Origin of the sequence: Pontibacillus yanchengensis, assembly GCF_009856295.1 — a bacterium.
Classification (GTDB): Bacteria; Bacillota; Bacilli; order Bacillales; family BH030062; genus Pontibacillus; species Pontibacillus yanchengensis_A.
The window spans coordinates 1-25,415 of sequence record NZ_WMEU01000013.1 but is presented as its reverse complement, the minus strand read 5'-3'; the positions used below and the strand labels follow the sequence as shown (position 1 = coordinate 25,415).

Below are 25,415 nucleotides of genomic sequence, written 5' to 3'. Positions count from 1 at the left end.
ACTCAAAACTGACCTCTTCTTTTGGAAGGTCAGTTTTTTATATGGGAAAAATGTTTAATGAAAGGACTTGATTAGGAAGGGATAAAGTCTAGCTTTAAAGTACCTACTGAAAGTATAGAACCTAGATATTTTTTAGCTATTCGTACCACTTAAAAATAGGCACTTTCGCTCTAGTTTGTTATAACTTTGTTTTCCCACATAATGCTTTTGTGGTAAACTTAAACAGGAATGTGACCAGAAAGAGAGGATCCTTCGTATGTGTGGTTTTATTGGAGTTATACGACATATGCCTTCTCCTTTAGATGAAGAGGGGAAGCAGAGATTTAAACAAAGAAATGATATTATTACCCATCGAGGACCAGATGATGAGGGATATTACCATGATGAACATGTATCCTTCGGTTTTCGTCGATTAAGTATAATAGATATTGAGAGTGGCCATCAACCGCTAAGTTATGAGGATGAACGGTATTGGATGGTTTTTAATGGTGAAATTTACAACTATGTTGAATTACGTGAGTCTCTTCAAAAAAAGGGGTACACGTTTGAAACAGAATCTGATACGGAAGTCATTGCGGTGATGTTCAGTGATCAACGGGAACAAGCTTTTTCCTACTTGCGTGGCATGTTCTCTATATTAATATGGGATAAGCAAGAACAAACCCTATTTGGTGCACGTGATCCATTTGGCATAAAGCCGTTATTTTATAGTGAACAAAATGGGGAGACATATTTTGCTTCTGAGAAGAAAAGTATTACGCTTCTACAGGAAAATGAGCTTGTCAATACGGAAGCATTACAGCATTATTTAAGTTTCCAATATGTCCCCGAACCATTGACGCTAACAGATGGCATACATAAGGTGGAGCCTGGATATTATTTCGTTAAAAAACCAAGCGAATCCATCGACTTCCATCGTTATTTTCATGCCACGTTTACACAGGTATCAGGGGAACAACAGAAATGGATTAAGCAAATTCAGGATGTCCTATATGATTCAGTTAATGTACATATGCGAAGTGATGTACCTGTAGGATCTTTCTTGTCAGGTGGAATTGATTCCTCCATTATTGTTGCGATGGCACGTGAATTTAATCCCAATATCAAGACCTTTTCTGTAGGGTTTGAGCGAGATGGATATTCTGAGGTGGATGTAGCAAAAGAGACTGCCGATAAACTCGGTGTAGAAAATATTTCGTACACTATTACACCTGAAGAATATATTCAAAAGTTACCAAAAATTATGTGGCACATGGATGATCCACTGGCCGACCCAGCATGTGTACCATTGTACTTTGTGGCCCGTGAAGCAAGAAAGCATGTAACAGTTGTCTTATCGGGTGAAGGTGCAGATGAACTGTTCGGTGGATATAACATTTATCGTGAACCAGAATCCTTGAAAATGTTTGATTCTATGCCAGGCACTGTTAAAAGTTTGTTAGGTCGAGTAGCGAAGATATTACCTGAAGGCGTGAAGGGTAAAAGTTTCTTAGAACGTGGAACTACTCCGTTAAAGGATCGCTATATTGGTAATGCGAAAATGTTTGAAGAAGCTGACAAAAATTCAATCCTGAAAGATTATCATCAGCATTCAAGCTATCAATCGTTAACAGCAGATCTTTACAGCCAAGTTGAATCAAATCATCCTGTAAATCAAATGCAGTACATTGATATGCAGACGTGGCTTCGTGGGGATATTCTGTTGAAAGCAGACAAAATGACGATGGCGAATTCACTTGAACTACGAGTGCCTTTTTTAGATAAAGAAGTATTTAATGTGGCACGTGAGCTTCCCGTAGATATGAAAATAGCAGAAGGGACGACGAAGTCCATTTTACGAAAAGCGTCCCGTGGAATTGTTCCAGACCATGTACTCGATCGTAAGAAATTAGGCTTTCCTGTTCCCATTCGTCATTGGTTAAAAGATGAACTATATGATTGGGCTAAGCAGCTTATACAGAACAGTGAAACGGACCACTTGATTGAGAAAAAAGTCATCATGCAATTGCTTGAAAATCATGTACAAGGGAAAGCTGATTACTCCCGTAAAATTTGGACGGTTCTCATGTTCATGCTTTGGCATCAAATTTATGTAGAACGAAAATATTCCATGAAAGACTTAATGGAAGAAGATAAATCAACAAGCAAGCTATCCATTACTTAATGGAGATCGCTTGCTTGCCCATTTGCACCCAGGCTTCTCGGAAGTCCGAAATGGGTGCTTTTTTCTTTTGCCCAGATAACGGGTCATTAAAATAAATAGATTGACTATCATATCCAGTTACTAAAACGGAGTGTTCTTTCATTGTGATACTTTGTTGTCCTTGAGCTGTATTCCATGTTTCAAAGTATTCTTCAGGTAATTTCTTATACAAAGTATTTGTAATAACCCAGACGGGACGCTTTTCGTTTAATTGCTCTAAGATTTGGAAAAAAGAGCCACCGCTAAAATCATGTACACGTTCCTTGCTTACGTATTGTGCAGTAAGTTTTGCTATCGGCTCATGGTAAACTCCATATCCTGGTTTACTTAGATTATACATGCTGCCTACAAATCCTTTATTCGGATTTCCAAATGATACCTCGCCATCATTTTCACTGTATGGTGTAGTATCCTTTGGAACTTGTTTGGCAAGGTTCATCTTATCCACATCTTTATCATGGTATTGAAGCAACATGCTTAATGATGTGACTTCGCACCCTCTTGGTAACTCGGGATACTGATTAGAGGTAGGAGCTGAGAGCCGAATCTGATCTGCTAAATGATACTGATCAATAAGTGGCACAATCGGCTCTAATTCTTCTGCACTCAAACTGTTTGATGTAACGTGCTCTTGATTTGAACTAAACCAACTTTTGACTGTCGGCATCCAAATATTTTGGTTTTGCTGAAGCGTAATGGTACTTAAGGCTAAGGAAGAAATCAAAAATAATAAACTATACCCTTTTAATAGCTTTCTATAAGGCTGCTGTACCCTTTGGAACAAGGAGAAGACAATAAGTATCGCACTCATGAGGATTGTACTAATCGTTAATGTTCCTAACATCGATTATGGTGCACCTCCTTGTTTAGATTGTCCAGGTAATGAATGATATAGCAGGAAGATTAATCACTTAATGTTCTCAGTAAAGAAAATATAAGTTTTGGCTCTACATGTCTAGCTCCAGCGCACAGCTTCAGGCAGCAACATCGAACCAACCCATGCCCTGTGGTCGGCAGTTTGTACGTCGCTAGGCGGGCGCTTTCGCTTTTCTTTACTTTCGTTGTAAGGATTTATAGTATTGCCCTTTTTCTACATATTCGGTTCTGATTCGGTCCATCTCCTTACTATCTTCATCGGTCAAATTTCTTATTACTTTAGCAGGTCGACCAAATGCAAGTGTATGTGGAGGAATTTTTTTATTGGGAGGAACTAGACTCCCTGCTCCAATAAAAGCTCCTTCCCCTATCTCTGCACCGTCTAATATGGTAGAACCCATTCCGATAAGTGCATTCTTTTTAATATAGGATGAATGAATCATAGCTTGGTGACCTACCGTTACTCCTTCTTCAATAATTAATGGCATGTTGGGACTTTGGTGGAGAAGACTTTGGTCTTGAATGTTAGTTCTTTTTCCGATATGTACAGGGGCAACGTCACCACGAATCACCGTTTTAAACCAAATGCTCACTTCTTCCTCAATGGTTACATCACCCGTAACGACAACATCATCGGCAAGGTATGCCGTATCATGAATGTGTGGTAATTTTCCTTTGTATTCGTATATCATTTGAATCCTCCTTTAACATATGGTGTTATAAATAGTATAACAAAATCTTCTATTTCTAGGGGAAGGAAGCGATTGACATGAAACAAATATTAGCAGAACAACCGAAGGCAACGATTGTAATTGTACATGGTGCTTTTGAACATTCGGGGCGCTATGAATGGCTTGCTAACCGCTTTTGTGATGAGGGGTACCATTGTATATATGGCGACTTGCCTGCTCATGGAGAACATGATGGAAAGAAAGGCCACATTGACTCGTTTCAAGAATACGTAGCTACCATTTCAAAGTGGGTGGAACAAGCTGATACGTTTGGATTACCTATTTTCTTGTTAGGTCATAGCATGGGGGGATTAGCTGTGATTCGAACACTTCAGGAAAAGACCTTGCCTATTGAGAGAGTGATTTTATCCTCACCGAGCCTTGGGCTTACCTTTAATCCACCAAAGCCTTTAAAGGTAATCGCTTCTGGATTGAATATACTAGCACCAAAAATAAAATTCAAAAGCAAAATGTCTTCAGAACTTGTAACAAGGGACCCTATTGTAAGAGCGAATGATGAACAAGATGAATTGATTTTAAAGAAGGTTTCTGTAAAATGGTTTAGTGAACTAAATAAAGGAATGAAAGTCGCTTTTGAAAAAATAAATAGCTATCCAAACTTGCCAACCCTTGTGATGCAAGCTGGAGATGATAAAATTGTAGATAAAGGAAACACGAGAAAATGGTTTGATAGTTTAACTATAGAAGAAAAAAGTTACAAAGAATGGGGAAATTTATATCATGAAATATTTAATGATCCAGAGAAGGAAAAAGTCTTTCAATATGCTAAGGCATTTATAGAACTTCATTCCCCTAAAGCAACGTAAAAGGAGGCTAGGCATTTGTCTGTCCCGAGTACACCTATCCATTTAATGACGACGATTTATAGAAGAATATTCCCATATACCAACAAGGAATTAGCTTATTGGCAAAAAAGAGCCGAGCAAATACCTAATCAAGAACTACGACAGCAAGCGCTAAATTCGATTGAGGCCAAAACGTTTCATTGTGAAGGAGGCTCTATTTATTCCCTCCTCTCCCAAAAAAATTGGAAAGAAGCCATTCGGTTCATAGTAGCATATCAAACGATATCGGATTACTTAGACAACCTTTGTGACCGTAGTACCTCCTTGGACCCAGAAGATTTCAGGTGCCTTCATCAGTCAATGTTGGATGCATTAAACCCTGGAGCGGACCTTAAGGATTACTATGCTTATCGAGAAGAGAAAGATGATGGCAATTATCTCCATGAATTAGTGCAAACATGTCAAGATACCTTATCTAAACTGAATCAATACGAAACGATTAAGCCGTATACACAGGAACTAGCTGCTTTATATTGTGATTTACAGGTACATAAACATGTCACTCTAGAAGAGCGCGTTCCAAGGTTACAGAATTGGTTTGATGAACATGCTGAGAAATGGAATGACTTGAGCTGGTATGAATTTTCAGCTTGTTCAGGTTCTACGCTAGGCATTTTTTGTTTAGTGTCTTATGCTTTTAGTGATCATTTGACAGAAGAGCTCACGCAGAAAGTCTATCATAGCTACTTTCCTTATATGCAAGGGCTACATATTTTGTTGGATTATTACATTGATCAGCAAGAGGATTTAGATGAAGGAGACTTAAATTTCTGTTCGTATTATGAGCACGAAGATCATATGAAGAATCGATTTGTTTATTTTATCGATCAAACCAAACAGCACGTGAATGATCTTCCGCATGCCTCTTTTCATCATATGGTTCAAAAAGGCCTTGTGGGGATGTACTTAGCAGATGGTAAAGTACAGTCCATCCAAGGTGCTAACTATATGGTAAAAGAGTTGCTGAATGAAAGTGGACTAAAGGCGAAATTCTTTTACCTTAATACCAAACTATATCACAAACTAAAACCCGGGTTAGCCTAATAAAAGGCTCCCGGGTTATTTCTTTTCAATAGCTAAAATGAAGGGTGGGTTATTTGCCTGGTTTACAAAACCATAGCGCAATACACTGAATTCTTTTTGTTCAAGTTTTGAAAGGTACTTGAGAAGCGCTTCTTTCTCTTCTTGTCCGCCATGATGACCATGATAGACAACCAAGACTAACAGCCCTTGTGGTTTTAATAAGTCTAGGGTGTTTTGGATAGCTGTCAATGTTGTGTCTGGTTTGGTTACGATAGATTTATCACTTCCAGGAAGGTAGCCTAAATTGAAAATCGCGCCACCCAGCCTAGTTGAAGGTTCCGGAATATAGTTTTTCAGCTTATCGTGACTATCTTGAATTAGTGTTATATTTTTTACATTGTTTTCGTTTATTTTTTGTTCTGTAGAGAGGATAGCCTGCTCCTGTATATCAAAAGAAAGAACCTCTCCGTTCTCCCCTACTAGTTGACTAAGGAACAACGTATCATGTCCATTTCCAGCTGTGCCATCTAACACAACATCACCTTGTTGTACGGAGTCTTCTAATAGGAAGTGTGCATAATCAAGAATTCGTTGTAACATGTAGTTGATTCGCCTCTTTTTTATAATATTTTCCTTGCCAACTGTTTCGTTCTGCAAGCTCTGCATCAATGCTGTTGAGAACATCCCATTTATTCATACTCCACATAGGACCGATTAATAAGTCTGGTGGACCATCACCTGTTATACGATGAACAATCATTTCTGGAGGCAAGATTTCCAACTGATCGACGATAAGTTTCACATAGTCTTCTTTATTTAAGAATTCCAGTTCCCCTTTTTCGTATTGCTTCACCATAGGTGTTCCTTTTAATAAATGCAAAAGGTGAATTTTTATACCTTGTACGTCTAATTGAGCGACAGCCTGAGCTGATTCCATCATCATGTCGTAATCCTCACCAGGCAATCCATTGATTAAATGAGAGCAAACACGAATTCCGTGTTTCCGAAGTTTAGTAACTCCTTCAACATAAGTCTTGAAATCATGGGCGCGATTCATCTTGGACGCGGTTTGTTCATGAATGGTTTGCAGCCCTAACTCTACCCATAAATAAACACGTTCATTTAATTCGGCTAAATACTCAATAACATCATCCGGAAGACAATCAGGTCTAGTTCCAATAGATAACCCTACGACACCATCTTGTTTAAGAACTTTTTCATATCGCTCACGAAGAACTTCAACTGGCGCATGTGTATTTGTGAAGGCTTGGAAATAAGCCATATATTTACCATCTTTCCATTTGTGATGCATTTGGTCTTTTATTTTATGAAATTGTACTTCTAAATCCTCTGCACGATCTCCTGCGAAATCTCCACTACCAGCTGCTGAACAAAACGTGCAGCCTCCGTAGGCAACAGTACCATCCCGATTTGGACAGTCGAAACCACCATCTAAGGCTACTTTAAACACTTTATGTCCAAAGGTATTTTTTAAGTGGTAATTCCACGAATGATACCGTTTTTGACCAAAGGAATATGGAAATGGATTGTCCATTAAGAAACTCCTTTATCTTGTGTGTTGTAATTTAATCTAACTTGCATTGTAGCACGACTAAGTTCTATTACAAAGAGGAGGGATGTAGGTGTGGGGAAATCAGTTGAATTTATTTATCAAGTACTAGTGTAAGGTGAGAAAATTTATTCAGGAAACGAGGGATCATCTTGAAGACTTGGGTTGGAGATAATATGGTGTGGGTCCGATACTTAAAGAGGAGTAGGTGTGGGAGACAACTCGCGTCCTGCGGGTGATCTGGTGAGCCACCTCAGACAAAACCCGTGCCATCCGGGGTCTCACTAACCTCTTTCTCCCGCGGGAGTATCGCCGTTTCTCGCCCAACCATGCTGATATGTTGTGATCGCCCCGCGGTCAAACGTAGTGCGACTCTCCTAACCGACATATAAGACCTTTATTTGTGGCAAACGAGCTTTTATCAAAGATATTTTGGCTGTTCAGTCCCAACTATTGAACTATATGTCCGATTCAATCGAAATCCCCGTAAAATCAAAAAAATCGATTTCCGCGTGGGTTCTTATTTAGCATAATTTAGTTATACCAGTCATCATGTAAGTGTTACTGGCGTAATTAGAGCAAAACACGAATTATATCCAAATCCCCATGACACTCTTATATGGTCATGTTTCCGTTCATCCCAACAAAGTAAAGGTGGCCGGGGAACAAGGAGACTCCCGCTGGAGAAAGAGGTAGGCGATATTCCCCTGAGGGTGTTTTCCCCGAAGGTAGAATGATTAAGGGGAGGTTCGACTAAAATCGTCATCGTGTGACACGTCGAAAGACCCTACATCGTGTAGGGCCGGCAGGACACGCCACCTTTAGTCTGTCGAAGGCAACGGAAACCTTCCTCTTATAACTACTAATAAGGAATTTACCTCAAACTCAAGTCTTCAAGATAATGGGTGGGATTATGAAATATCAACAGATATATGTAAGAAAACCAAATGGAATCAAAAATAAAGACAAACTTCCATGCATTACAAGGCCTTAGAACGCACACATTACAAATGAGGTGATTAATGATGGCGACAAGACAATCCATAGAAAATATGATGAATGATGTGAATGAAAAATTAGAAACAGCAAGAGATCAAATAGAAAGAACAAATAAAATGGGCTACGAAATCAATGAAGAATATACCCAAGCTCAACTTGGATTAGAAGACTTAGAACATGAAATTGATAAGCTTATGCATAGTGCTAATCATCAACAAAAAGAACAACTTCATCGTATGCACTTACAAGTTTCTCAATGCTTGAATGACATGATTCTCGATGAACAAGATTTACAGTAATGTATCACAGATTTCTAAACCCTTTTACTACTGCCTTAATAAACTTGACAAATGCAAATAGCTTCATTAGAATTAAGAAATACAAATGACGTGCCGAAAGTCGAACAGCATTGATAAAGGAATAGTAATAGAGGAACAAGAGCTATAGAGAGATAGCGGTAGGTGAAAGCTATCCTTGTACTTTATGAACTCGCCTTTGAGCTGCAAATTTGAAAGTACAGTAGGATTTGCCGTTTCTCCGCGTTAAGGAGCTTGAGTGAGTGTACATGACACTAACCTGGGTGGTACCGCGGGTGGATATATAAGCCTCTCGTCCCTATTTATATAGGGATGAGAGGCTTTTTCTATATGGCACAGAAATGAACGATATAGTTCGGTAAATTGAGGAGGTAAATGGGTATGGCGTACGATCATAAATCAATCGAAAAGAAGTGGCAAGACTATTGGCACGAGAACAAAACGTTTAAAACAGACGTTTATAGTGACAAAGAGAAATTTTATGCGTTAGATATGTTTCCTTATCCGTCAGGTGCAGGTTTACACGTAGGACACCCTGAAGGTTACACAGCAACAGATATCATTTCTCGCATGAAACGAATGCAAGGGTATGAAGTCCTTCATCCAATGGGGTGGGACGCATTTGGTCTTCCGGCAGAACAGTATGCCTTGGACACTGGAAATGACCCAGAAGCATTTACGAAGCAAAATATTGATAACTTCCGTCGTCAGATCCAATCACTTGGGTTCTCATACGACTGGGATCGTGAAGTGAATACAACGGATCCAAATTACTACAAATGGACGCAATGGATTTTCATTAAGTTATATGAGCAAGGACTGGCATATATTGATGAAGTCCCTGTAAATTGGTGTCCTGCACTAGGTACCGTTTTAGCAAATGAAGAAGTGGTCGATGGTGTGAGTGAACGTGGTGGTCACCCTGTTATCCGTAAACCTATGAAGCAGTGGATGCTAAAAATTACAGAGTATGCAGACCGTTTACTAGATGACCTAGAAGAGCTTGATTGGCCGGATAGCATTAAGGATATGCAGCGAAATTGGATTGGTAAATCTGAAGGTGCTGAAGTGTATTTTGATATTGAAGGTAGCGAGCACACGTTCACCGCTTTTACTACTCGTCCTGATACATTATTCGGTGCAACGTATGCTGTTTTAGCTCCTGAACATCCACTTGTGAAAGATATCGTTACAGAGGAACAACAAGCTGCAATTGATACTTATTTAGATGAAGCAGAAAAGAAAAGTGATCTAGAACGTACTGATCTAGCACAAGGAAAAACAGGAGTATTCACTGGCGCTTATGCGATTAATCCGATTAATGGAGAAAAGCTGCAAGTATGGATCGCCGATTATGTTCTAATGACTTATGGTACTGGTGCCATTATGGCAGTACCAGCACATGACGAACGTGATTATGAATTCGCTCAAACGTTTGGCCTTCCAATCAAAGCTGTTGTAGAAGGTGGAGATGTAGAAAAAGAAGCCTATACAGGTGAAGGTAAGCACATCAACTCTGATTTCTTAAATGGGTTAGATAAGCAGGAAGCAATTGAAAAGGCGATCAATTGGTTAGAGGAAACAGGAAAAGGTTCAAGAAAAACAACGTACCGTCTACGTGATTGGTTATTTAGTCGTCAACGTTATTGGGGTGAGCCTATTCCTATTATTCATTGGGAAGACGGATCAATGTCTCCTGTCAAAGAAGAAAACCTTCCACTAGAACTACCAAAAGCTAGTGAAATCAAACCTTCTGGTACAGGTGAATCTCCACTAGCCAATATCGAGGACTGGGTAACAGTTACAGACCCTGAAACAGGTATGAAAGGACGTCGCGAGACAAACACCATGCCACAGTGGGCAGGTAGTTGTTGGTATTACCTTCGTTATGTAGATCCTCATAACGATCAAAAGGTAGCTGACAAAGAAAAGCTAGAAAAGTGGCTACCAGTTGATATTTATATCGGTGGTGCCGAGCATGCTGTGCTGCACTTGTTATATGCACGTTTTTGGCACAAAGTACTGTATGATATTGGCGTAGTACCAACGAAAGAACCATTCCAGCAATTATTTAACCAAGGCATGATTCTTGGCGAAAATAATGAAAAGATGAGTAAATCAAAAGGGAATGTTGTAAACCCTGATGACATCGTTCATACTCATGGAGCGGATACCCTTCGCCTTTATGAAATGTTCATGGGACCATTAGAGGCAGCTGTAGCATGGTCTACAAATGGCCTTGATGGAGCTCGTCGTTTCTTGGATCGTGTATGGCGTTTATTTACAGATGAAGGTACACAATCTGCTAAAGTAGTAGAAAATAGTCAAAGCACAGACCTTGAACGTACCTACCATGAAACGGTTAAGAAAGTAACGGAGAATTTTGAAGAGCTTCGATTTAACACAGGTATTTCTCAGATGATGGTTTTCATAAATGAAGCTTATAAAGTGGATGAGGTACCGAAAGAGTATGCGGAAGGTTTCGCTAAGCTAATCGCTCCAGTAGCACCTCACCTTGCAGAAGAACTTTGGAGTGTGTTTGGTCATAAAGGGACAATCAGCTACCAAGCTTGGCCTAACTATGATGAAGTCAAGTTAGAAGACGATGAAGTTGAAATCGTTCTTCAAGTAATGGGGAAAGTACGAGCAAAAATGAGTGTCCCTAAAGATGCAGATAAAGACGAACTTGAAAAGCGGGCGCTAGAAGATGAAACAATCCAAGAATGGATTGAAGGTAAGACAGTTCGTAAGGTGATAGCAGTTCCCGGGAAGCTTGTAAATATTGTGGCGAATTAAATGAATGAATAGACCTTCAGCCATATGCGGCTGAGGGTCTTTTTATTGATAAAAAGAATTAATCCTGATTATTACGATAAGGATACATACCATTAAGCGTATGTATTGACTTGTGTTCAAAAATATTTAAAATTAGAAAATGCAGAATTCAAACAGGGGGGGGAGAGGTCATGACCTCAACTTATAGGAGGAATGTTATTCATTTCCTGTAAGTCTTGAGTGCGTCAATTTTGGCATCGTTCCTTTTTTCTATTGTTGTAGCTCTTAATGGTTATGTACTCATCTCAGATCGTGACCCCATGTGTAGTATTTCTCGATTAAAGAACTCTTTTTTTGTTTCTTTTTCACAACTATTCTTGTTTCAATCGATTTGATTTTTATCCTTTTTTCTTTATTTGTTACTACAGAGGCTATTAAATATAAGAACATGGTGGTTGGAATTAGTGAGCTTAATAGGGGCAATGACTTTTGTTTGGATTAATTATCCTATATTCCTTAAATCGAATCTAATACTAAACAATACAATAGGAGCATTCCTTAATGTACAATATTAATGAAATAAATGGTGGAGAGCTTGAATCAAAGCTTAGTCAGAATAATACAATATACGTGGTAGATGTAAGAGAAGACGACGAAGTGGCTCAGGGAATGATTCCAGGAGCTGTGCATATACCATTACAGAAAATACCAGAATCAATAAATCATTTACCAGAAGACCGTGAGCTAGTTATTGTATGTCGAGTAGGAATGAGGAGCATGAATGCCTGCTTGTTTTTAAAACAATATGGATTCGAACATGTCTCAAACCTTTCTGACGGAATGCTAGGGTGGACTGGCGAGATAGTCGTATAAAGGAGAGTGACAAAAATGTATATCATAGCCATCGTTGCCTTAACAGCCATATTGATTTGGTTCGTTCGCAATGTATCCTTACCTCATATGTACTTGAAAAAGGTTGACCAAAGTACAATTTCAAACGATCGTTATTGTGTTATAGATGTGCGAGACTATGTATCAGCACACAATCAACCATACCCTAGTGCACAAAACATACCATTATCCTACCTGCCAAGAGAGCTAAAAGAGACTTTTGATTGCACTAAAGATATCGTACTGATTAGCGATGATGTACGTGGTGCTAGAATTGCCGCAAAAATGCTTCGTAAGAAAAACAATCGCCCTATATATTATTTTCAAAGTTAAAAAAACTGCTTCCTGGCAAATAGGAAGCAGTTTTTATTATTATATAGAGTTTTTTTATGAAGTGTTTGAGTTAGTTAAATTGTACAAGGTAATTAACCACCTTTATATAGTAAGTGGGAAATATGGGGCTTGAATTATATATATTTTATTGGTTATTTACATTCAAAAAACTTTACATTGTTAAAATAAACTAGACTAAAGTTGTGTGTTTTGTAATATATAGTTTTTAATTCCTATTACCTAATGAAAAATAGATATCAAAAAAATAATATATAGATTTATATTAAGAAAAAAGACTTATATGTATGGTTGGTTTTTATATAAAAACTAATAAATGTTAAAAAAAGTAGTACTTTATGTATGCGAATATGTATTTGACGTCCAATTTTACTTGATTTATGTTGTAAAAAAATAAGATTATATCCATTTAATGGTTTTATTGTGTCGAATGGTGGTACATACATACTAATTTCGACCAAAGGAACTATGAATCACAATCTAATTATTTTAGTAGAAAGAGGAATTGGTATGCTGGAATCGAAAAGACGTGCCATCATTTTTTTAGTTATTGCATTTGCATTAGCAGCAATAGCAGGATATTTGGTATTAGACAAAGTGAAATCACTTAACTCAGAACTTGGAGGTATGACGGAAGTGTACATAGCAGAAGGGAATATACCTTCACGATCGTTAATTTCTGAGTCTCAAATCACTGTAATGGAAATACCAAATAAATTTGTTACTGATTCCCACGTTACGGACAAACAAGAATTACAAAATAAAGTGCTTGTCGTCCCCTTAAATGAAGGGGATATGATTACCTCTAATATGGTAAAACCTGTATCAAATCTGAGGAATGAAAACCATAGGTTAGTTGCTCTCTATCGTTCAGAGAAAATTCAATTTGATCAAGTTATTGAAGCGCTTGATAGAGTAGATATCATTGTTTCTGATGAACGAAGTGGTGAAAAGGTAACAGAAGTATTTATGAAGGATGTGCCCGTAGCTTTTGCAGAAGGAGATGAAGATAGCTTTGCCGGAGTAGCAGTTGAAGTCAATGCTAAACAAGCTCCTAAGTTAATTCATATCCAGAACTATGCAGAGCATATTCGTGTACTCAAAGCCAATGTTGGCCGTGATGGAAAAGCCACCAATGTAAAAGTGCAAGAGGGTGAAGAACAATCAACTAGTAATGAACAAGAATCAGGTTCATCAAACTCCAAAGAACAGAGTGAAGATAGTAATAATGATAGTCAAAAGAAAGAATCAAACGATTAATATATATCCTAAGGAGTAAGAGTATGAATACAAATCTTGACGTATTATTGGTGAGTGATGAAGAAGCTATTCAAAATCAAATAAAAAATTCTATTGAAAGTAAACATGTTCAAGTAAGTGTGATACCACCCAATGACGTTATAAGAGAAGTCAATCGTACACCTAGGGATATGGTGATATATCTTCAGTCTGAAACGGGTAATGCTGTAGAAAATATCCAATATATTAAATCAGCAAGTCCATCCACATTTGTGATTTTTATCGCGCAATCGGCCGATTTCTCATTACTTAGAGATGTGACAAGGGCAGGAACGGAAGAGTTTTTTGTATATCCCGATGAACTAAGCTTATTCCTTAGTCGATTCCCTACTATTCAACAAACCTATATGGCTAAAAAGGAGTCTGATGATCAACAATCTTCCCATCTATTAGGAAGAGGGAGAGGTCATATAATCTCTTTTTATAGTGGAAATGGTGGAGTTGGGAAGACGGCCTTATCGGCAAGTTTTGCTCAGACACTGAAGCTTGAATCAGCTTCAGAAGTTGTATTAATAGACTTTAATATGCAGTTTGGTGGAATGGAAAAGTTACTATCCATTCAGAGTAATCGTTCCATTGCAGATTTGCTTCCTGTTATTTCAGAGCTCAATGAAACGCATATACGAAATGTTTCTCAAACAGAAGAATTTTCAAAATTAGAAGTGTTAGTTAGCCCATGCGACGCTGAGGTAGCCGAAACTTTAGATGATTCATTTATTGCTAATGTTTTAAGGACATGTAGAAGGTCATTTGATTTTGTGATTATTGATTTGCCTACAGATATAAACGAGAAAGTTGTTACCGCACTAGAAGAATCCGACCGAATCTATTATATTTTACTTCCAGAAACACCAGCACTAAAAACGTTAAAGCAGTTTGAGGAGCTATCCGTACGTCTTGGTATTGAATTAACTTCACGTATGGAAATCTTAATCAATCAAACAGGCAAAGATAACGAAATAAAGAAAAAAGATTTAAAAAACTTACTTCATTTCCCGATAGCAACCTCTATCAGAAGAGATATAAAAGGGTTGCAGCCTTTTGTTAATAAAGGAGTACCAGTTCGGAGGTCGTCAAACGAAAAAAAATTGATTCCTTTTGCTAAGGATTTACACAAATTTGCTACATCGCTATTAAAATAGGAGGCTTTAAAGATGTCGTCCTTGTTTGAAAAACGGAAAGAAAAAATGGTCCAAAAAAATCCAAATTCATACGAATACGAAAATAGGTTTGTAGATGAACTAGTAGAGCATTACAAAGCTAGATTACTTCGAGATACGAACTTAGAAGCATTGACTCAGTTATCTCAAGGCGAAATGCGATTGAAAATAGAACAAATCGTTTCTCAATTTATGTCTGAAGAAAAAGTAGTTATTTCACGTCATGACAAAGAACTACTAATCACGAGAATTCTAGATGAATCAGTTGGGTTTGGTCCACTTGAACCTCTCATTCACGATAACAGTATAACGGAGATACTTATAAATGGGTATGAAGAAGTCTTTGTTGAACGAAATGGAAAGTTGGAACTAACAGAAATAACCTTTCGAAATGATGAACATATCCGACATATAGTGGATAGAATTGTAGCACCTTTGGGAAGAAGAATTGACGAGAGCTCCCCGATGGTAGATGCGCGTCTACCAGATGGAAGCCGAGTGAATGCGGTTATTCCGCCCATAAGTTTAGATGGGACACTCGTTTCTATACGTAAATTTAGAGATGACCCATTTAAAATGGAAGACCTTTTACATTTCCAAACACTTAATGATTCGATGGCTAGATTTCTGGATGGAGTTGTCAAAGCAAAACTTAACACATTAATTTCTGGAGGAACTGGCTCTGGTAAAACTACATTGCTAAATGTAGTAGCCGACTCCATTCCTTATGAGGAACGAGTAGTTACTATAGAAGACTCTGCAGAATTGAAGCTGGATCGTAAAAATGTAGTAGGTATGGAATCTCGTCCTGCCAATGTGGAAGGGAAAGGTGAAATAGGTATTCGAACTCTAGTTAAAAACTCTCTTCGAATGAGGCCAGATCGGATTATTGTTGGAGAGGTTCGAAGCGGTGAGGCATTTGATATGCTTCAAGCCATGAATACAGGACATGAAGGTTCCATTACTACCGTTCATGCTAATTCACCAATGGATGCGTTAAGAAGAGTGGAAGCTATGGTTATCATGGCTGGAATGGAACTTCCAAGTCATGTGATACGGGAATATATTATCGGGGCGCTAGATATTATCGTTCAACAAACCCGTTTAACCGATGGTTCCAGAAAAATTGTAGGAATATCAGAGGTAGTCGAAAACAATGATGGTTCACATGAGATAAAAGATATTTTTGTATTTAGGCGAACAGGAATGAATGGTGACGGATCGATAGAAGGCTATTTTACTGCTACTGGCTATGTTCCCAAATGCCTTGAGCAATTGAGAGTATTTGGAGTGGACTTAACAGAGGATTTATTCTCATCTCATGTTCAGGAGGAGTCAGTATGATTGCAACATTTGTCGTTGCCTCCGTCGTTGTATTTTGCCTGGCTATCTACTCTTTTTTAGGTTACCGAAAGGAGAAGCGTGAATGGAAAAAGAAAATCAATGATTACTATAACGAAGGTGAAGCCAGGAAAAGCATTATTGTTTTGCTTGGTGATCGTTTTGATCAGACAGATTCAGCAAAACTGATAAGAAATAAATTGAGAGATGCTAATATGCCATTCACTCCATCGGAATATATAGGAGCAATTATTGTTGGTTTTATGGGAACTGTAATGTTCTTACAAACCTTTTTTAATATAGATTTTCTTACAGCGATTGTGCTGTCAGGTCTTATTGTAGAAGCTGCCAGAAGAGTATTGTTTATTATTAGAAAAAATAAAATGAAGGAACAACTTGCTTCTCAATTACCAGAAATATGCAGATTGCTAGCGAATTCCACACGATCAGGAATGACCTTAAATCAGGGAATACAAATGGTAGCTCAAGAAGTGAATGAACCAGCTAGAGGTGAATTTAAAAGGCTAGCTCAAGAGCTTTCGTTAGGAGTTGGGTTTAAATCAGCCCTTAATAGTATGGAAGAAAGAATAGATAATAGAGAATTCAAGCTATTTGTTGCTACGTTATTAATTCAAAAAAAAGTCGGTGGAAACCTTCACCTTATTTTGGATGAAATGAGTAAAACTATGGAAGAAAGGAAGCTGTTACAACAAGAAATTCAAACTATGACGGCGGAGCAAAGATATATATCATATATTTTACCGGTTATTCCAATTTTCCTCGTCCTTATGATGAATAACATCATTGATGGGTTTCTAGATCCATTGTTTTCAGGAGTAGGTATTATTTTATTACTTTTTTTTATTTTAGGAACCGTTCTAACTTTCTTCTTGGTTAGAAAGGTGACCAATATAAGGGTGTGAGCAAATGGATGGAATGATTGTCATCATGTTAGTTTTGTGCCTAACTTTTTTAGCTTTTTCCTTAAGGAGTTTTTATGTTTATCTAATGAAGAAGAAGAACGTTAAAGAAAAGATGGAGAAAGATGTAAAAGTTTTTGAAGGAAATCAAAAGAAGGAATCTAGATGGGAAATGCTAATTGCAAAAATGTTCCATTATGCTGATGATTTTTCTGGGATTGGTCAACGGGTCAATTTTGGTAGTGAGAATCATGATGTTCACAAATGGCTCATTCAATCAGGATATCCCTATCATTTAACAATTGAAAGATTTCAAGGCTTAAAAATGTTCATGGGGATTCTTGGGTTGATTGTTGGAGGTAGTGCATTAGTACTTGGACTACCGTTCGCAACTTTTGCTGTAATACTATCCCCTCTAATTGGCTATGCGGGAACGATAATATGGATTAAAAATAGAGCAAAAAAAAGACAAGAAGAATTGTCTTATCAACTTCCTGATTTTTTAGATACGATGAGTGTTACCGTTCAGGCAGGTGTTGGACTAGATCAAGCGTTGCGTGATATTGTTCCGTATTTTGAAGGCCCAATTAAGGAAGAATTCGGTCGTTTTATTCAAGAAATGGAGGTAGGTGTTCCAAGAAATGAAGCCTACCAATATTTATTAAAACGAAATGACAGTGAGGAATTTCAGTTACTTATTAAATCATTAATACAGGGAGAACAATTAGGTGTCCCTATTTCCGATACTTTTAGACAACAATCAGAAGAAATGAGAAAAGTAAAGAAAGAAAAAGTGAAAGAGAAAGCAGCGAAAGCATCTCCGAAAGTTACATTAATCACAACATTTATCATTGTACCTTCTTCCATGTTGCTAATTGCAGGTTTGATGATTATAAATATGTTTAACCAAAATAGGAACATTTTTCAGATGTTTCAATAAACACTTTTCACAAAGAAAGGAGAATGAATCATGCAAAACCTTATGCGTGGTTTTTATGCGAAAATGTATAGCTTATTTCATAACGAAAGAGGAGCGCAGTCTCTTGAATGGTTAGGTTTAGCGGCATTATTAATCTTGGTTTTAGGGATAATTTCTCAGGTTCTTGGAAACGAAGGGAAGAGTCAGGTGAAAAATATATTAACAAACATATTCGATAGTATCAGCAAAATGGTAGGTGGAGGCTGATAGAGTAGCTATTAAATAGATTGTGTGATGGGGGGGAATATGGTGAGACGTAGCTATTCCATTTTTTCAATAGTTCTTTTATTTTTTCTGATAGCTTGTAGTCAGAATAATGAACAACAGGCAGTAGATAAAAATAATCAAACAGAACAAAAAGACAGTGAAAATAGCGAAGGTAAAAAGGATTCTTTATCAAGTGACGATAATAACAGCCAAAACAATGCTGAAACTCTGGATATGAGTAATAAAACGGTAGAGGGGCTTCCAGATACGTATAAAGCATTAACGAGTAAACGTGCTGGACCTCATCAAGAACTTTATAAGTACACAGATGAAGCGAAACGTTTGGAGTTCTATCAGGACAAACTTCCAATATTACCTGAAAATCCTTCTAATAAACAGTTAGATTATTTTTATCAAGAAATATTAAAGCTTATTCAAAGAGATTTTAATGGACCAGATAAACTAATTGATAACATGCGTTTTCAAAGTTTGGGGAGTCCAGATGTTGAGGATTCACGTTATCAGTTTAAAGAGAATTTAAATATCGAAATTATTCTAGATGCATCTGGGAGTATGGATGAAGATGTATCTGGCCAAACGAAAATGGAGGCTGCAAAAGAAACAATCCAATCCTTTGTTCAAGGTTTACCAGAGAAAGCCAAGGTAGGCATAAGAGTTTATGGTCATAAAGGAAGTGAATCCGAAGCTGACAAACAAAAATCATGTAAAAGTACTGAACTAATCTATCAAATCTCAGAAATTGATCAAAAAAAGTTGAGCCAAACATTAAAAGGAGTAGAACCTACTGGTTGGACACCTATAACCAAGGCTTTTCAAGAAGCGGAAAAGGATCTAAAAGATTTTAATGGAGATCGTAATACAAATATTGTATATCTTGTTAGTGATGGCATTGCAACATGTGAAGGGGATCCAATTCAAGCAGCTAAAGATTTATATTCATCTGAAGTAACCCCAATTATTAACGTGATTGGATTTCAAGTAGATCAAAAGGGACAGAAACAATTAGAAAACATTGCGGATACAACAAAGGGGATATACGAAACAGTAGAAAATCCGAATCAATTAAAGAAGGAATTCGACAAAGTAAAAGAAGTTGCTCAGTCATGGGAAGATTGGAAAGATCATTCAGAGACTAAGATTTCTGTAAAAGACACGGAAAACTCTCTGGATATCTTTGGTTATATTACAGATGAAGAAGGAAAAATCATCGATGAAAGAATGCAGGCAGAATCTATATTCTCCGCTTATTGGATGGAAGGAACAATGAGCAAGGAATCTTATCAATATTTAGAGGAGAAAAACCACGCTTATCATGATTGGATAGTGAAAGAAGTAAAGGAATTAAAAAGTGAATTAAATAATATTAGAGAGAAAAAACATCAAGAAGCACTAAAGGCATTAGAGGAAAAGTATAAGAACAATACGAAGGAATAAGGAGTGACAACATGCGATGGAAAAGACAGAGCTTGGTAAAATATACAAGCGCTGTATTAGCCTTTACAATTATACTTTTAAATCTATTTCCTATTGTGACCTTGGCAGGTTTTATAAAACCCGGAACACCAATATCACCTGGAAGTCCAATTCAACCAGGTGATGCTATACCAGAAGGGAAGATGATTGTCCCGGGGGATGTTCAAAAAAACGGGCAACCAAGCACAAACGGGAAGAGTATAACTTCTGGGAAACCCATAATAGAGGGTGAATCAAATAGGGAAGGCGGTTTTATTGTACCGAATGCTCCTTATCCTGCTGCTATACCTAGTAATTCTTCCGTTTCAGATATAGGAGGCACCCCTTTACAAGGTGGACAAGATACAAATGGTAGTGCAGTTAACCCTGGAAAAGGAAATTCAAGTGGGCAAGGCCCTAATGGGAACGCTAGTAATCCTGGGGAGGGACTTTCGGGTGGCCAAACTTCGAATGGATCTACCAATGCTTCAGGAAAAGAGCAGAACAATGGACAAATTGCTAATAATGGTTCCCCAATTAATTCGGGGAATGAACTACGTAATTCTACAACAACACAAGGCGAAGGTACAGATGGTAATCGAACTTCCGAAGGTGAAGCAATCAATCCTCAAGGGCAAGGGTTAGATGGAGATAATCCAAACGCAGCCAATAACTTAGGAATCCCCACTCCTAATGGTTCAATTACTAATTCAGCACAAGAAACAGTAAGAGGGCAAGATTCTAATAGTTCGCCAAATCAAAACCCTAACTCTTTAGCAGGTGAACGAACTAATGGAAATGAAATACGACAAGGTAATCCTTCTAAAACGCAATCAAGTTTAAAAAATAATAGTTCAAACACAGATAGTAAACTGAATGTTAGTGGTACCTCCAACACTTCTTCTGAGGATCAAGGTTCCAATTCCTTCTTAGCAGCTATGTTTGCTTCAGGTGGTGAGCATGAATCTACTGCTGACAAATCAGTAGCTGTTGTAAAGGATGTAAGAAGGTATGTAACAAACTTTGGAGATGACATGGCCCAAGCTGCTGCGGCAAAAGCAGCAGGCTTTAAATTTGATTACAAAGGAAATAATTGGTATTCGATTAAAGGGAAACAACAACTTGATAATAAAGTTAGCAATTGGTTTTACAACCGTTATCGTTCATATAGCCAAGGTGGCCATACCAAATCATTTGGGCCCTATTCGAGGCGCGTTAAATTAAATGGAAAATACAATGCATTCATGTCTTCTAAAAACTTAGGTAAATCTAGTGCTACTAAATTACAATTAGCTAAAGCAGGTGCTAAGGATTCGTTAAGTAAGAACTATAATCCTAAGACAGCTTTTAGGCTGTCAAACATAAGCAAATTAAATGGAGCTGTTACAGTAGGTTTATCTTCATGGAATTCTATTTCTGAGTATAATAGCAATGCTGATAAAGAATTTGCTTCCACAAATTTTGCTGCGGATCTAACTACAGATGTGGCAATCGGAGTTGGAACAACAGCTGCATCTGGTGCTGTATCAGCTATGGTAGCGGGGGCAGTGGCAGGTTCAACAATACCTGTGGCAGGAACAATTGCTGGAGCCGCTGCGGGTTTAGCTCTATCGATTGGTGCTAGTCTCTTCTTAAATTCTAGAATAGGTAGGAAGTTAAAAAATGGTCTTAGTAATACAATCAAAAAAGGATATGACGGTATCGTTAATGCAGGAAAGAAAGCTGTTTCAGCAGTTAAAAATGGATTAAGTGGCTTGTTCGGAACATAGTCCTTCAAATTAAATATGAATGCAATAGAATGGGGGACAATTGCAATTCCCTCATTCTCAAATCATAAGGGTAGGTGATTTTTTGTCATCAAATAAGGCAACATTTACAGAAGCGGAAATCCATTCAACTTTTCTATTCAATTTATTTTTAGGTTCACTATTCTCTGTTGCGCCTCAACCTTCAATGGACTCATTTCTCGTTAACATAGCAATAGTATTCATAATCCTATTTTTACAAATAATTACGTGGATAAAATATGCTCACAGAAAAGTATTTGTTATAGAATTTCAAAAGATTTTTATGTTTTTACCATTATCTATCTTTTTGCTGATTCCTATATTACGAGTTTTTTATGACAATCGTTTCTTCTTTCTATTAGCCTTAGGTTTATGGTTAGCTGTAGCTATTGTTACTTATGTCTATAGACACACAATCATTTTGGGACTTCAAGAAGAGGGGACTAAAGTATTAAAGTTATTTATTGCTTATTCTTTAATCATTATTCTATTTGGCATAATCATTTTATTTTATATAAATTATGCGACAACACCATCGGGATTTGTAGTAGCAGTTATTTTTTATCTATTAAATTTTATATTCTTGTATTTAGTTTTCCCAATAATGAAAAATGCTTATTTAAAAGAAAAAGAAACAGAATTAGACACTTAAATATGTAAAATTCTTAGTAAGATATGTGATTCTATAATTAAAGCGAGTGATAGAACAATGTTTAATTTTAAAGGGTTTTTATCCGCTGTCGGGATCATACTATTTATCACTATTTTTGTATCTTTTGTTCTAGGGTTTTTTCGTAATATTCCTCCCAATTTTACGGTGGGTACTATTTTTATAGTAACGTATATATCCCTTGGTATAGCTGCCCCTTATTGGAATCCAAACACACCATATTTTGCTACATTTATTTGTAGTGTAACTCTCACAGTTCTTAATATATTCTTTGCAATCTTCTTTATGGATATCTTTTTGCTAACAAGTCCAATAAGTGTAAACAACAGTATTTTATACAGTACACTAGTCTCATTATCAGTTGCGTTGTTCTATCAGAAAATCAGAACGAGGCAAGGTGAATAATTAAGATAAAATTAATATAGGTGTGATACTAATTGGTGAGAAATGTATTTGAAATGTATAATCGATACTTAATTACAATTATATTATTATGTGTGATTTTGGTAGTACCAACTTCTTTCTTCTTAATCTATACAGTTTATTATATTTATAGTTTAGACACTTTAGAGTATCCAAATCTCTATACTTTATTTTTGCTCATACTTAATTTTTCTTTATTGTTTCCACCTTTTTTTAGGTTAGTTATGGAGGATTCCAATGATAATGCATTTACGTTAGCACTATTACTCAAAACGTTTATAAGTAAAATAGGAATAATAGTATTTTTGACCTTAATCTTCTATGTTATCTCAATATTTGGAGCCATTTTATTGTTGATTCCGACAATAATAGGGGTATCAATGATGGTTCTATTACCTCTATTTATTGAACAAAATGAAGTGAAAGAATCTATTGTAAAAGTGTTCAGGATAATAAGGATAGAAAATATAGGCTTATTTATGGATCTATTGGGGATTGTATCCATTAATGTCCTATTATGGGCAGGGGTTACTTATTTAGTTGTAGATTTTGAGAATAACCTATTAGTTTATATAACCTTACGTACCCTGTTACATTCAACTCTATTTCCACTAATTTATTTCTATTTGACATTGAAATATAAAGTGGAGATGAATATGTAAAAGGAAAGAGGGAGAGTAGAATGGAATTAAGGGAGAAGGAAGAGGAAGTAATTCCTTTTAAAAAGGTGAATATTGTTCTTATGGTTTTCTTAACCATTTTAACAATTGGTATTTATACAGCATATTGGTTTATAAATAGAAAGAATACATTGGATTCTTTTTCAAAAAAAAATTATATACCAAGTAAATGGTGGTATGCTTTTCTTATCTATCTTTCTATCTCGTTTGTGTACACGTTTCTTGGAGGGTTTCTTTTTTCTGGATTTGGGTTAGCAATTTTAGACTCAATAGATACTATCATTACATTTTACTTCGTTGGGTTACTATATTATTCAGTTTTTAGATTAAAAGAAATGATAGAAGCACAGGCAAAAGAAGCAAACATTAAGTCATGGCTTTTAGTTTTATTTAATCTTTGGTATATCCAATATAAAATTAATAGCTTAAACGAGTTAAGGAGGGATCCACGTGAGGAAGATTCGTATGCGTAATGAAAATGGGTCAATTAGTATAGAATTTCTGGGAATCCTTCCTTTTCTATTTATGTTTTTCCTTCTCCTTTGGCAAGTAGTTGCCTCAGGTTATGCATTTATGAGCGCAAAGAGCGCTGTAAATGATGCCGCAAAGACATATTCTATAACTGAGGACGTAGAGAAAGCACAAAATACTGCTCAACAAGCTCTGAGTGGAAGTACCGTAATAGAATCAGTTGATATTACAGCAAATTCTTTAGGGGATGGTCAATTTGAGGTTGTGTTAAAAGCAAGGCACCCATTGATTTTTGTTCCTGACAAGTGGGATGAATTGAAGAACATTCCCTTAACCCAGAGAGCAATAGGAAGAGTGTTAGTTGATGAAACATCTTAACAATGAACAAGGAAATTCAGTTTTCTATTTAATATGGATGCTTGGTATTGTGGGGGGTGTTTTAATTATAGTTTTCAATATGTCTAATATTTTCATTGTAAAACAGAATGCTAGCATGGCAGCTGAACAAGCGGCACTGGCAGGAACTTCGGTTATTTTAGAAGAGACACAAAAAGCTATAGAAGACTTTGATGAGAAAGCGATTGCTCAAAAACTTTTGGATGGTGGTGATACAATCGAAGAACAAATAGATGAAAAGCAGAAAGAGTATTATAACAATGGCTATTCAAATTCAAGGGCATTAATCTTTGCTTATAATGAGGTTTTACCAGAAAAAATGAACAAATACGAAAAGTTAAAAGAGGAACTAAGCGATCATCTATCCAGCAATAAGATAGATGGAAAAATAAGAAATGAAGTTATTTCTGTCATTCAAAGGAATAGCGGATTGAGTGAAGAAACTGAAGTTGAGATAAACAAGGATGAATGGTACATAGAGGTCAAAACTGCATCAAGATATGAAACAATATCTTCTGGAGAGTACGTAGAGGAAGAGTTATCAGAGGATGTTGTGCAAAAGGGGCAAGGGCCTTCATTAAATTATGTCGAAGAAATATTTAATTAAAAAATAATAGATTTTATTGACATGGGGTTCTCAATCTATTATATTAGGTTGTGCTGTTTCATAAGAAGACAGTAAACGACACAAAAGCCATCAAATACCAAAGATAAATATTAAGGAAATGTAAATTTAATGTTGACTTTTTGTTAAATTGGGTGCTATACTTTGAATGTGTCGAAAGGTGACATATTGAACTTTGAAAACTGAACAAAACAACTTGTAAACAACCTGTTAATTTTTTAACGAATTAGCCAGTAATCATTTTGAATGATGCATAGGCGAACTTCTTCATTTTATGGAGAGTTTGATCCTGGCTCAGGACGAACGCTGGCGGCGTGCCTAATACATGCAAGTCGAGCGCGTGAAGCAACATGATCCCTTCGGGGTGATTGTTGTGGATCGA

At 36.8% G+C, this 25,415-nt stretch carries 24 protein-coding genes, 1 rRNA gene and 1 other annotated feature; of the genes, 21 read left to right on the top strand and 4 right to left on the bottom strand.

Annotated features, from left to right (window positions below):
* Positions 1 to 256: 256 nt before the first annotated feature.
* Positions 257 to 2,164, top strand: a complete 1,908-nt coding sequence (gene asnB / locus GLW08_RS20545; protein ID WP_160850482.1) for an asparagine synthase (glutamine-hydrolyzing) — start codon at positions 257 to 259, stop codon at positions 2,162 to 2,164.
* Here asnB and GLW08_RS20540 read toward each other — a convergent pair.
* Both GLW08_RS20540 and GLW08_RS20535 read right to left on the bottom strand, forming a co-directional pair.
* The gene (locus GLW08_RS20540; RefSeq protein ID WP_237458525.1) at positions 2,157 to 3,047 is read right to left on the bottom strand and encodes a C39 family peptidase; all 891 of its coding nucleotides are present in this window, start codon (positions 3,045 to 3,047) and stop codon (positions 2,157 to 2,159) included. The genes asnB and GLW08_RS20540 overlap by 8 nt on opposite strands.
* A 208-nt stretch (positions 3,048 to 3,255) precedes the next feature.
* Entirely contained in the window at positions 3,256 to 3,771 is a 516-nt protein-coding gene (locus tag GLW08_RS20535) for a gamma carbonic anhydrase family protein (RefSeq protein ID WP_160850481.1), read from the bottom strand.
* Positions 3,772 to 3,848: 77 nt separating this feature from the next.
* Between GLW08_RS20535 and GLW08_RS20530 the strand changes: the two genes are divergently transcribed.
* Positions 3,849 to 4,637, top strand: coding sequence for an alpha/beta hydrolase (locus tag GLW08_RS20530; RefSeq protein ID WP_160850480.1), 789 nt, complete (start codon positions 3,849 to 3,851; stop codon positions 4,635 to 4,637).
* Between the two features lie 15 nt (positions 4,638 to 4,652).
* Entirely contained in the window at positions 4,653 to 5,720 is a 1,068-nt protein-coding gene (locus GLW08_RS20525; protein ID WP_160850479.1) for a tetraprenyl-beta-curcumene synthase family protein, read from the top strand.
* A gap of 15 nt (positions 5,721 to 5,735) precedes the next feature.
* On the opposite strand, the gene GLW08_RS20520 is transcribed toward GLW08_RS20525, so the two are convergent.
* Entirely contained in the window at positions 5,736 to 6,299 is a 564-nt protein-coding gene (locus GLW08_RS20520) for a class I SAM-dependent methyltransferase (protein ID WP_160850478.1), read from the bottom strand.
* On the bottom strand, positions 6,280 to 7,254 hold the full coding sequence (locus GLW08_RS20515) for a TIGR01212 family radical SAM protein (RefSeq protein WP_160850477.1): 975 nt from the start codon (positions 7,252 to 7,254) through the stop codon (positions 6,280 to 6,282). Before GLW08_RS20515 ends, GLW08_RS20520 begins: the two co-directional genes overlap by 20 nt.
* Positions 7,255 to 8,291: 1,037 nt before the next feature.
* Here GLW08_RS20515 and GLW08_RS20510 point away from each other — a divergent pair.
* The 18 genes from GLW08_RS20510 to GLW08_RS20425 form a co-directional block, all read left to right on the top strand.
* Complete coding sequence (locus tag GLW08_RS20510) at positions 8,292 to 8,567, top strand: DUF2524 family protein (RefSeq protein WP_237458524.1); 276 nt, start codon at positions 8,292 to 8,294, stop codon at positions 8,565 to 8,567.
* 101 nt (positions 8,568 to 8,668) lie between these two features.
* Positions 8,669 to 8,888, top strand: a binding site (T-box leader).
* A gap of 78 nt (positions 8,889 to 8,966) precedes the next feature.
* On the top strand, positions 8,967 to 11,381 hold the full coding sequence (gene leuS / locus GLW08_RS20505; protein WP_160850476.1) for a leucine--tRNA ligase: 2,415 nt from the start codon (positions 8,967 to 8,969) through the stop codon (positions 11,379 to 11,381).
* 540 nt (positions 11,382 to 11,921) lie between these two features.
* Complete coding sequence (locus GLW08_RS20500) at positions 11,922 to 12,233, top strand: rhodanese-like domain-containing protein (protein WP_160850475.1); 312 nt, start codon at positions 11,922 to 11,924, stop codon at positions 12,231 to 12,233.
* A 15-nt stretch (positions 12,234 to 12,248) separates the two neighbouring features.
* Positions 12,249 to 12,584, top strand: coding sequence for a rhodanese-like domain-containing protein (locus GLW08_RS20495; RefSeq protein ID WP_160850474.1), 336 nt, complete (start codon positions 12,249 to 12,251; stop codon positions 12,582 to 12,584).
* A gap of 528 nt (positions 12,585 to 13,112) precedes the next feature.
* Positions 13,113 to 13,862: a Flp pilus assembly protein CpaB gene (gene cpaB / locus GLW08_RS20490; protein WP_160850473.1), complete on the top strand. Its 750-nt coding sequence runs from the start codon at positions 13,113 to 13,115 to the stop codon at positions 13,860 to 13,862.
* Between the two features lie 23 nt (positions 13,863 to 13,885).
* Positions 13,886 to 15,043 (top strand): AAA family ATPase, encoded by a 1,158-nt coding sequence (locus GLW08_RS20485; protein WP_160850472.1) that lies wholly within the window; start codon positions 13,886 to 13,888, stop codon positions 15,041 to 15,043.
* 12 nt (positions 15,044 to 15,055) lie between these two features.
* Positions 15,056 to 16,405: a CpaF family protein gene (locus tag GLW08_RS20480; RefSeq protein WP_160850471.1), complete on the top strand. Its 1,350-nt coding sequence runs from the start codon at positions 15,056 to 15,058 to the stop codon at positions 16,403 to 16,405.
* Positions 16,402 to 17,325, top strand: a complete 924-nt coding sequence (locus GLW08_RS20475; protein WP_202406276.1) for a type II secretion system F family protein — start codon at positions 16,402 to 16,404, stop codon at positions 17,323 to 17,325. The genes GLW08_RS20480 and GLW08_RS20475 overlap by 4 nt, the downstream gene beginning before the upstream one ends.
* A gap of 4 nt (positions 17,326 to 17,329) precedes the next feature.
* On the top strand, positions 17,330 to 18,262 hold the full coding sequence (locus tag GLW08_RS20470) for a type II secretion system F family protein (protein ID WP_160850470.1): 933 nt from the start codon (positions 17,330 to 17,332) through the stop codon (positions 18,260 to 18,262).
* Positions 18,263 to 18,292: 30 nt separating this feature from the next.
* Positions 18,293 to 18,508, top strand: a complete 216-nt coding sequence (locus tag GLW08_RS20465) for a hypothetical protein (protein WP_160850469.1) — start codon at positions 18,293 to 18,295, stop codon at positions 18,506 to 18,508.
* Positions 18,509 to 18,547: 39 nt separating this feature from the next.
* Positions 18,548 to 19,963 (top strand): vWA domain-containing protein, encoded by a 1,416-nt coding sequence (locus tag GLW08_RS20460; protein ID WP_160850468.1) that lies wholly within the window; start codon positions 18,548 to 18,550, stop codon positions 19,961 to 19,963.
* Positions 19,964 to 19,974: 11 nt separating this feature from the next.
* The gene (locus GLW08_RS20455; RefSeq protein WP_160850467.1) at positions 19,975 to 21,750 is read left to right on the top strand and encodes a hypothetical protein; all 1,776 of its coding nucleotides are present in this window, start codon (positions 19,975 to 19,977) and stop codon (positions 21,748 to 21,750) included.
* Between the two features lie 82 nt (positions 21,751 to 21,832).
* Positions 21,833 to 22,420: a hypothetical protein gene (locus tag GLW08_RS20450; RefSeq protein ID WP_160850466.1), complete on the top strand. Its 588-nt coding sequence runs from the start codon at positions 21,833 to 21,835 to the stop codon at positions 22,418 to 22,420.
* An 821-nt stretch (positions 22,421 to 23,241) separates the two neighbouring features.
* Entirely contained in the window at positions 23,242 to 23,523 is a 282-nt protein-coding gene (locus GLW08_RS20445) for a hypothetical protein (RefSeq protein ID WP_160850465.1), read from the top strand.
* Between the two features lie 20 nt (positions 23,524 to 23,543).
* On the top strand, positions 23,544 to 24,014 hold the full coding sequence (locus GLW08_RS20440; RefSeq protein WP_160850464.1) for a DUF4234 domain-containing protein: 471 nt from the start codon (positions 23,544 to 23,546) through the stop codon (positions 24,012 to 24,014).
* Positions 23,992 to 24,390 carry a TadE/TadG family type IV pilus assembly protein gene (locus GLW08_RS20435; protein ID WP_337193969.1) on the top strand — a complete coding sequence of 133 codons (399 nt, stop codon included), beginning with the start codon at positions 23,992 to 23,994 and terminating at the stop codon, positions 24,388 to 24,390. Before GLW08_RS20440 ends, GLW08_RS20435 begins: the two co-directional genes overlap by 23 nt.
* Positions 24,374 to 25,015 carry a Tad domain-containing protein gene (locus tag GLW08_RS20430; RefSeq protein WP_160850463.1) on the top strand — a complete coding sequence of 214 codons (642 nt, stop codon included), beginning with the start codon at positions 24,374 to 24,376 and terminating at the stop codon, positions 25,013 to 25,015. The genes GLW08_RS20435 and GLW08_RS20430 overlap by 17 nt, the downstream gene beginning before the upstream one ends.
* Before the next feature lie 289 nt (positions 25,016 to 25,304).
* A 16S ribosomal RNA gene (locus GLW08_RS20425) occupies positions 25,305 to 25,415 on the top strand; the annotation flags it as partial.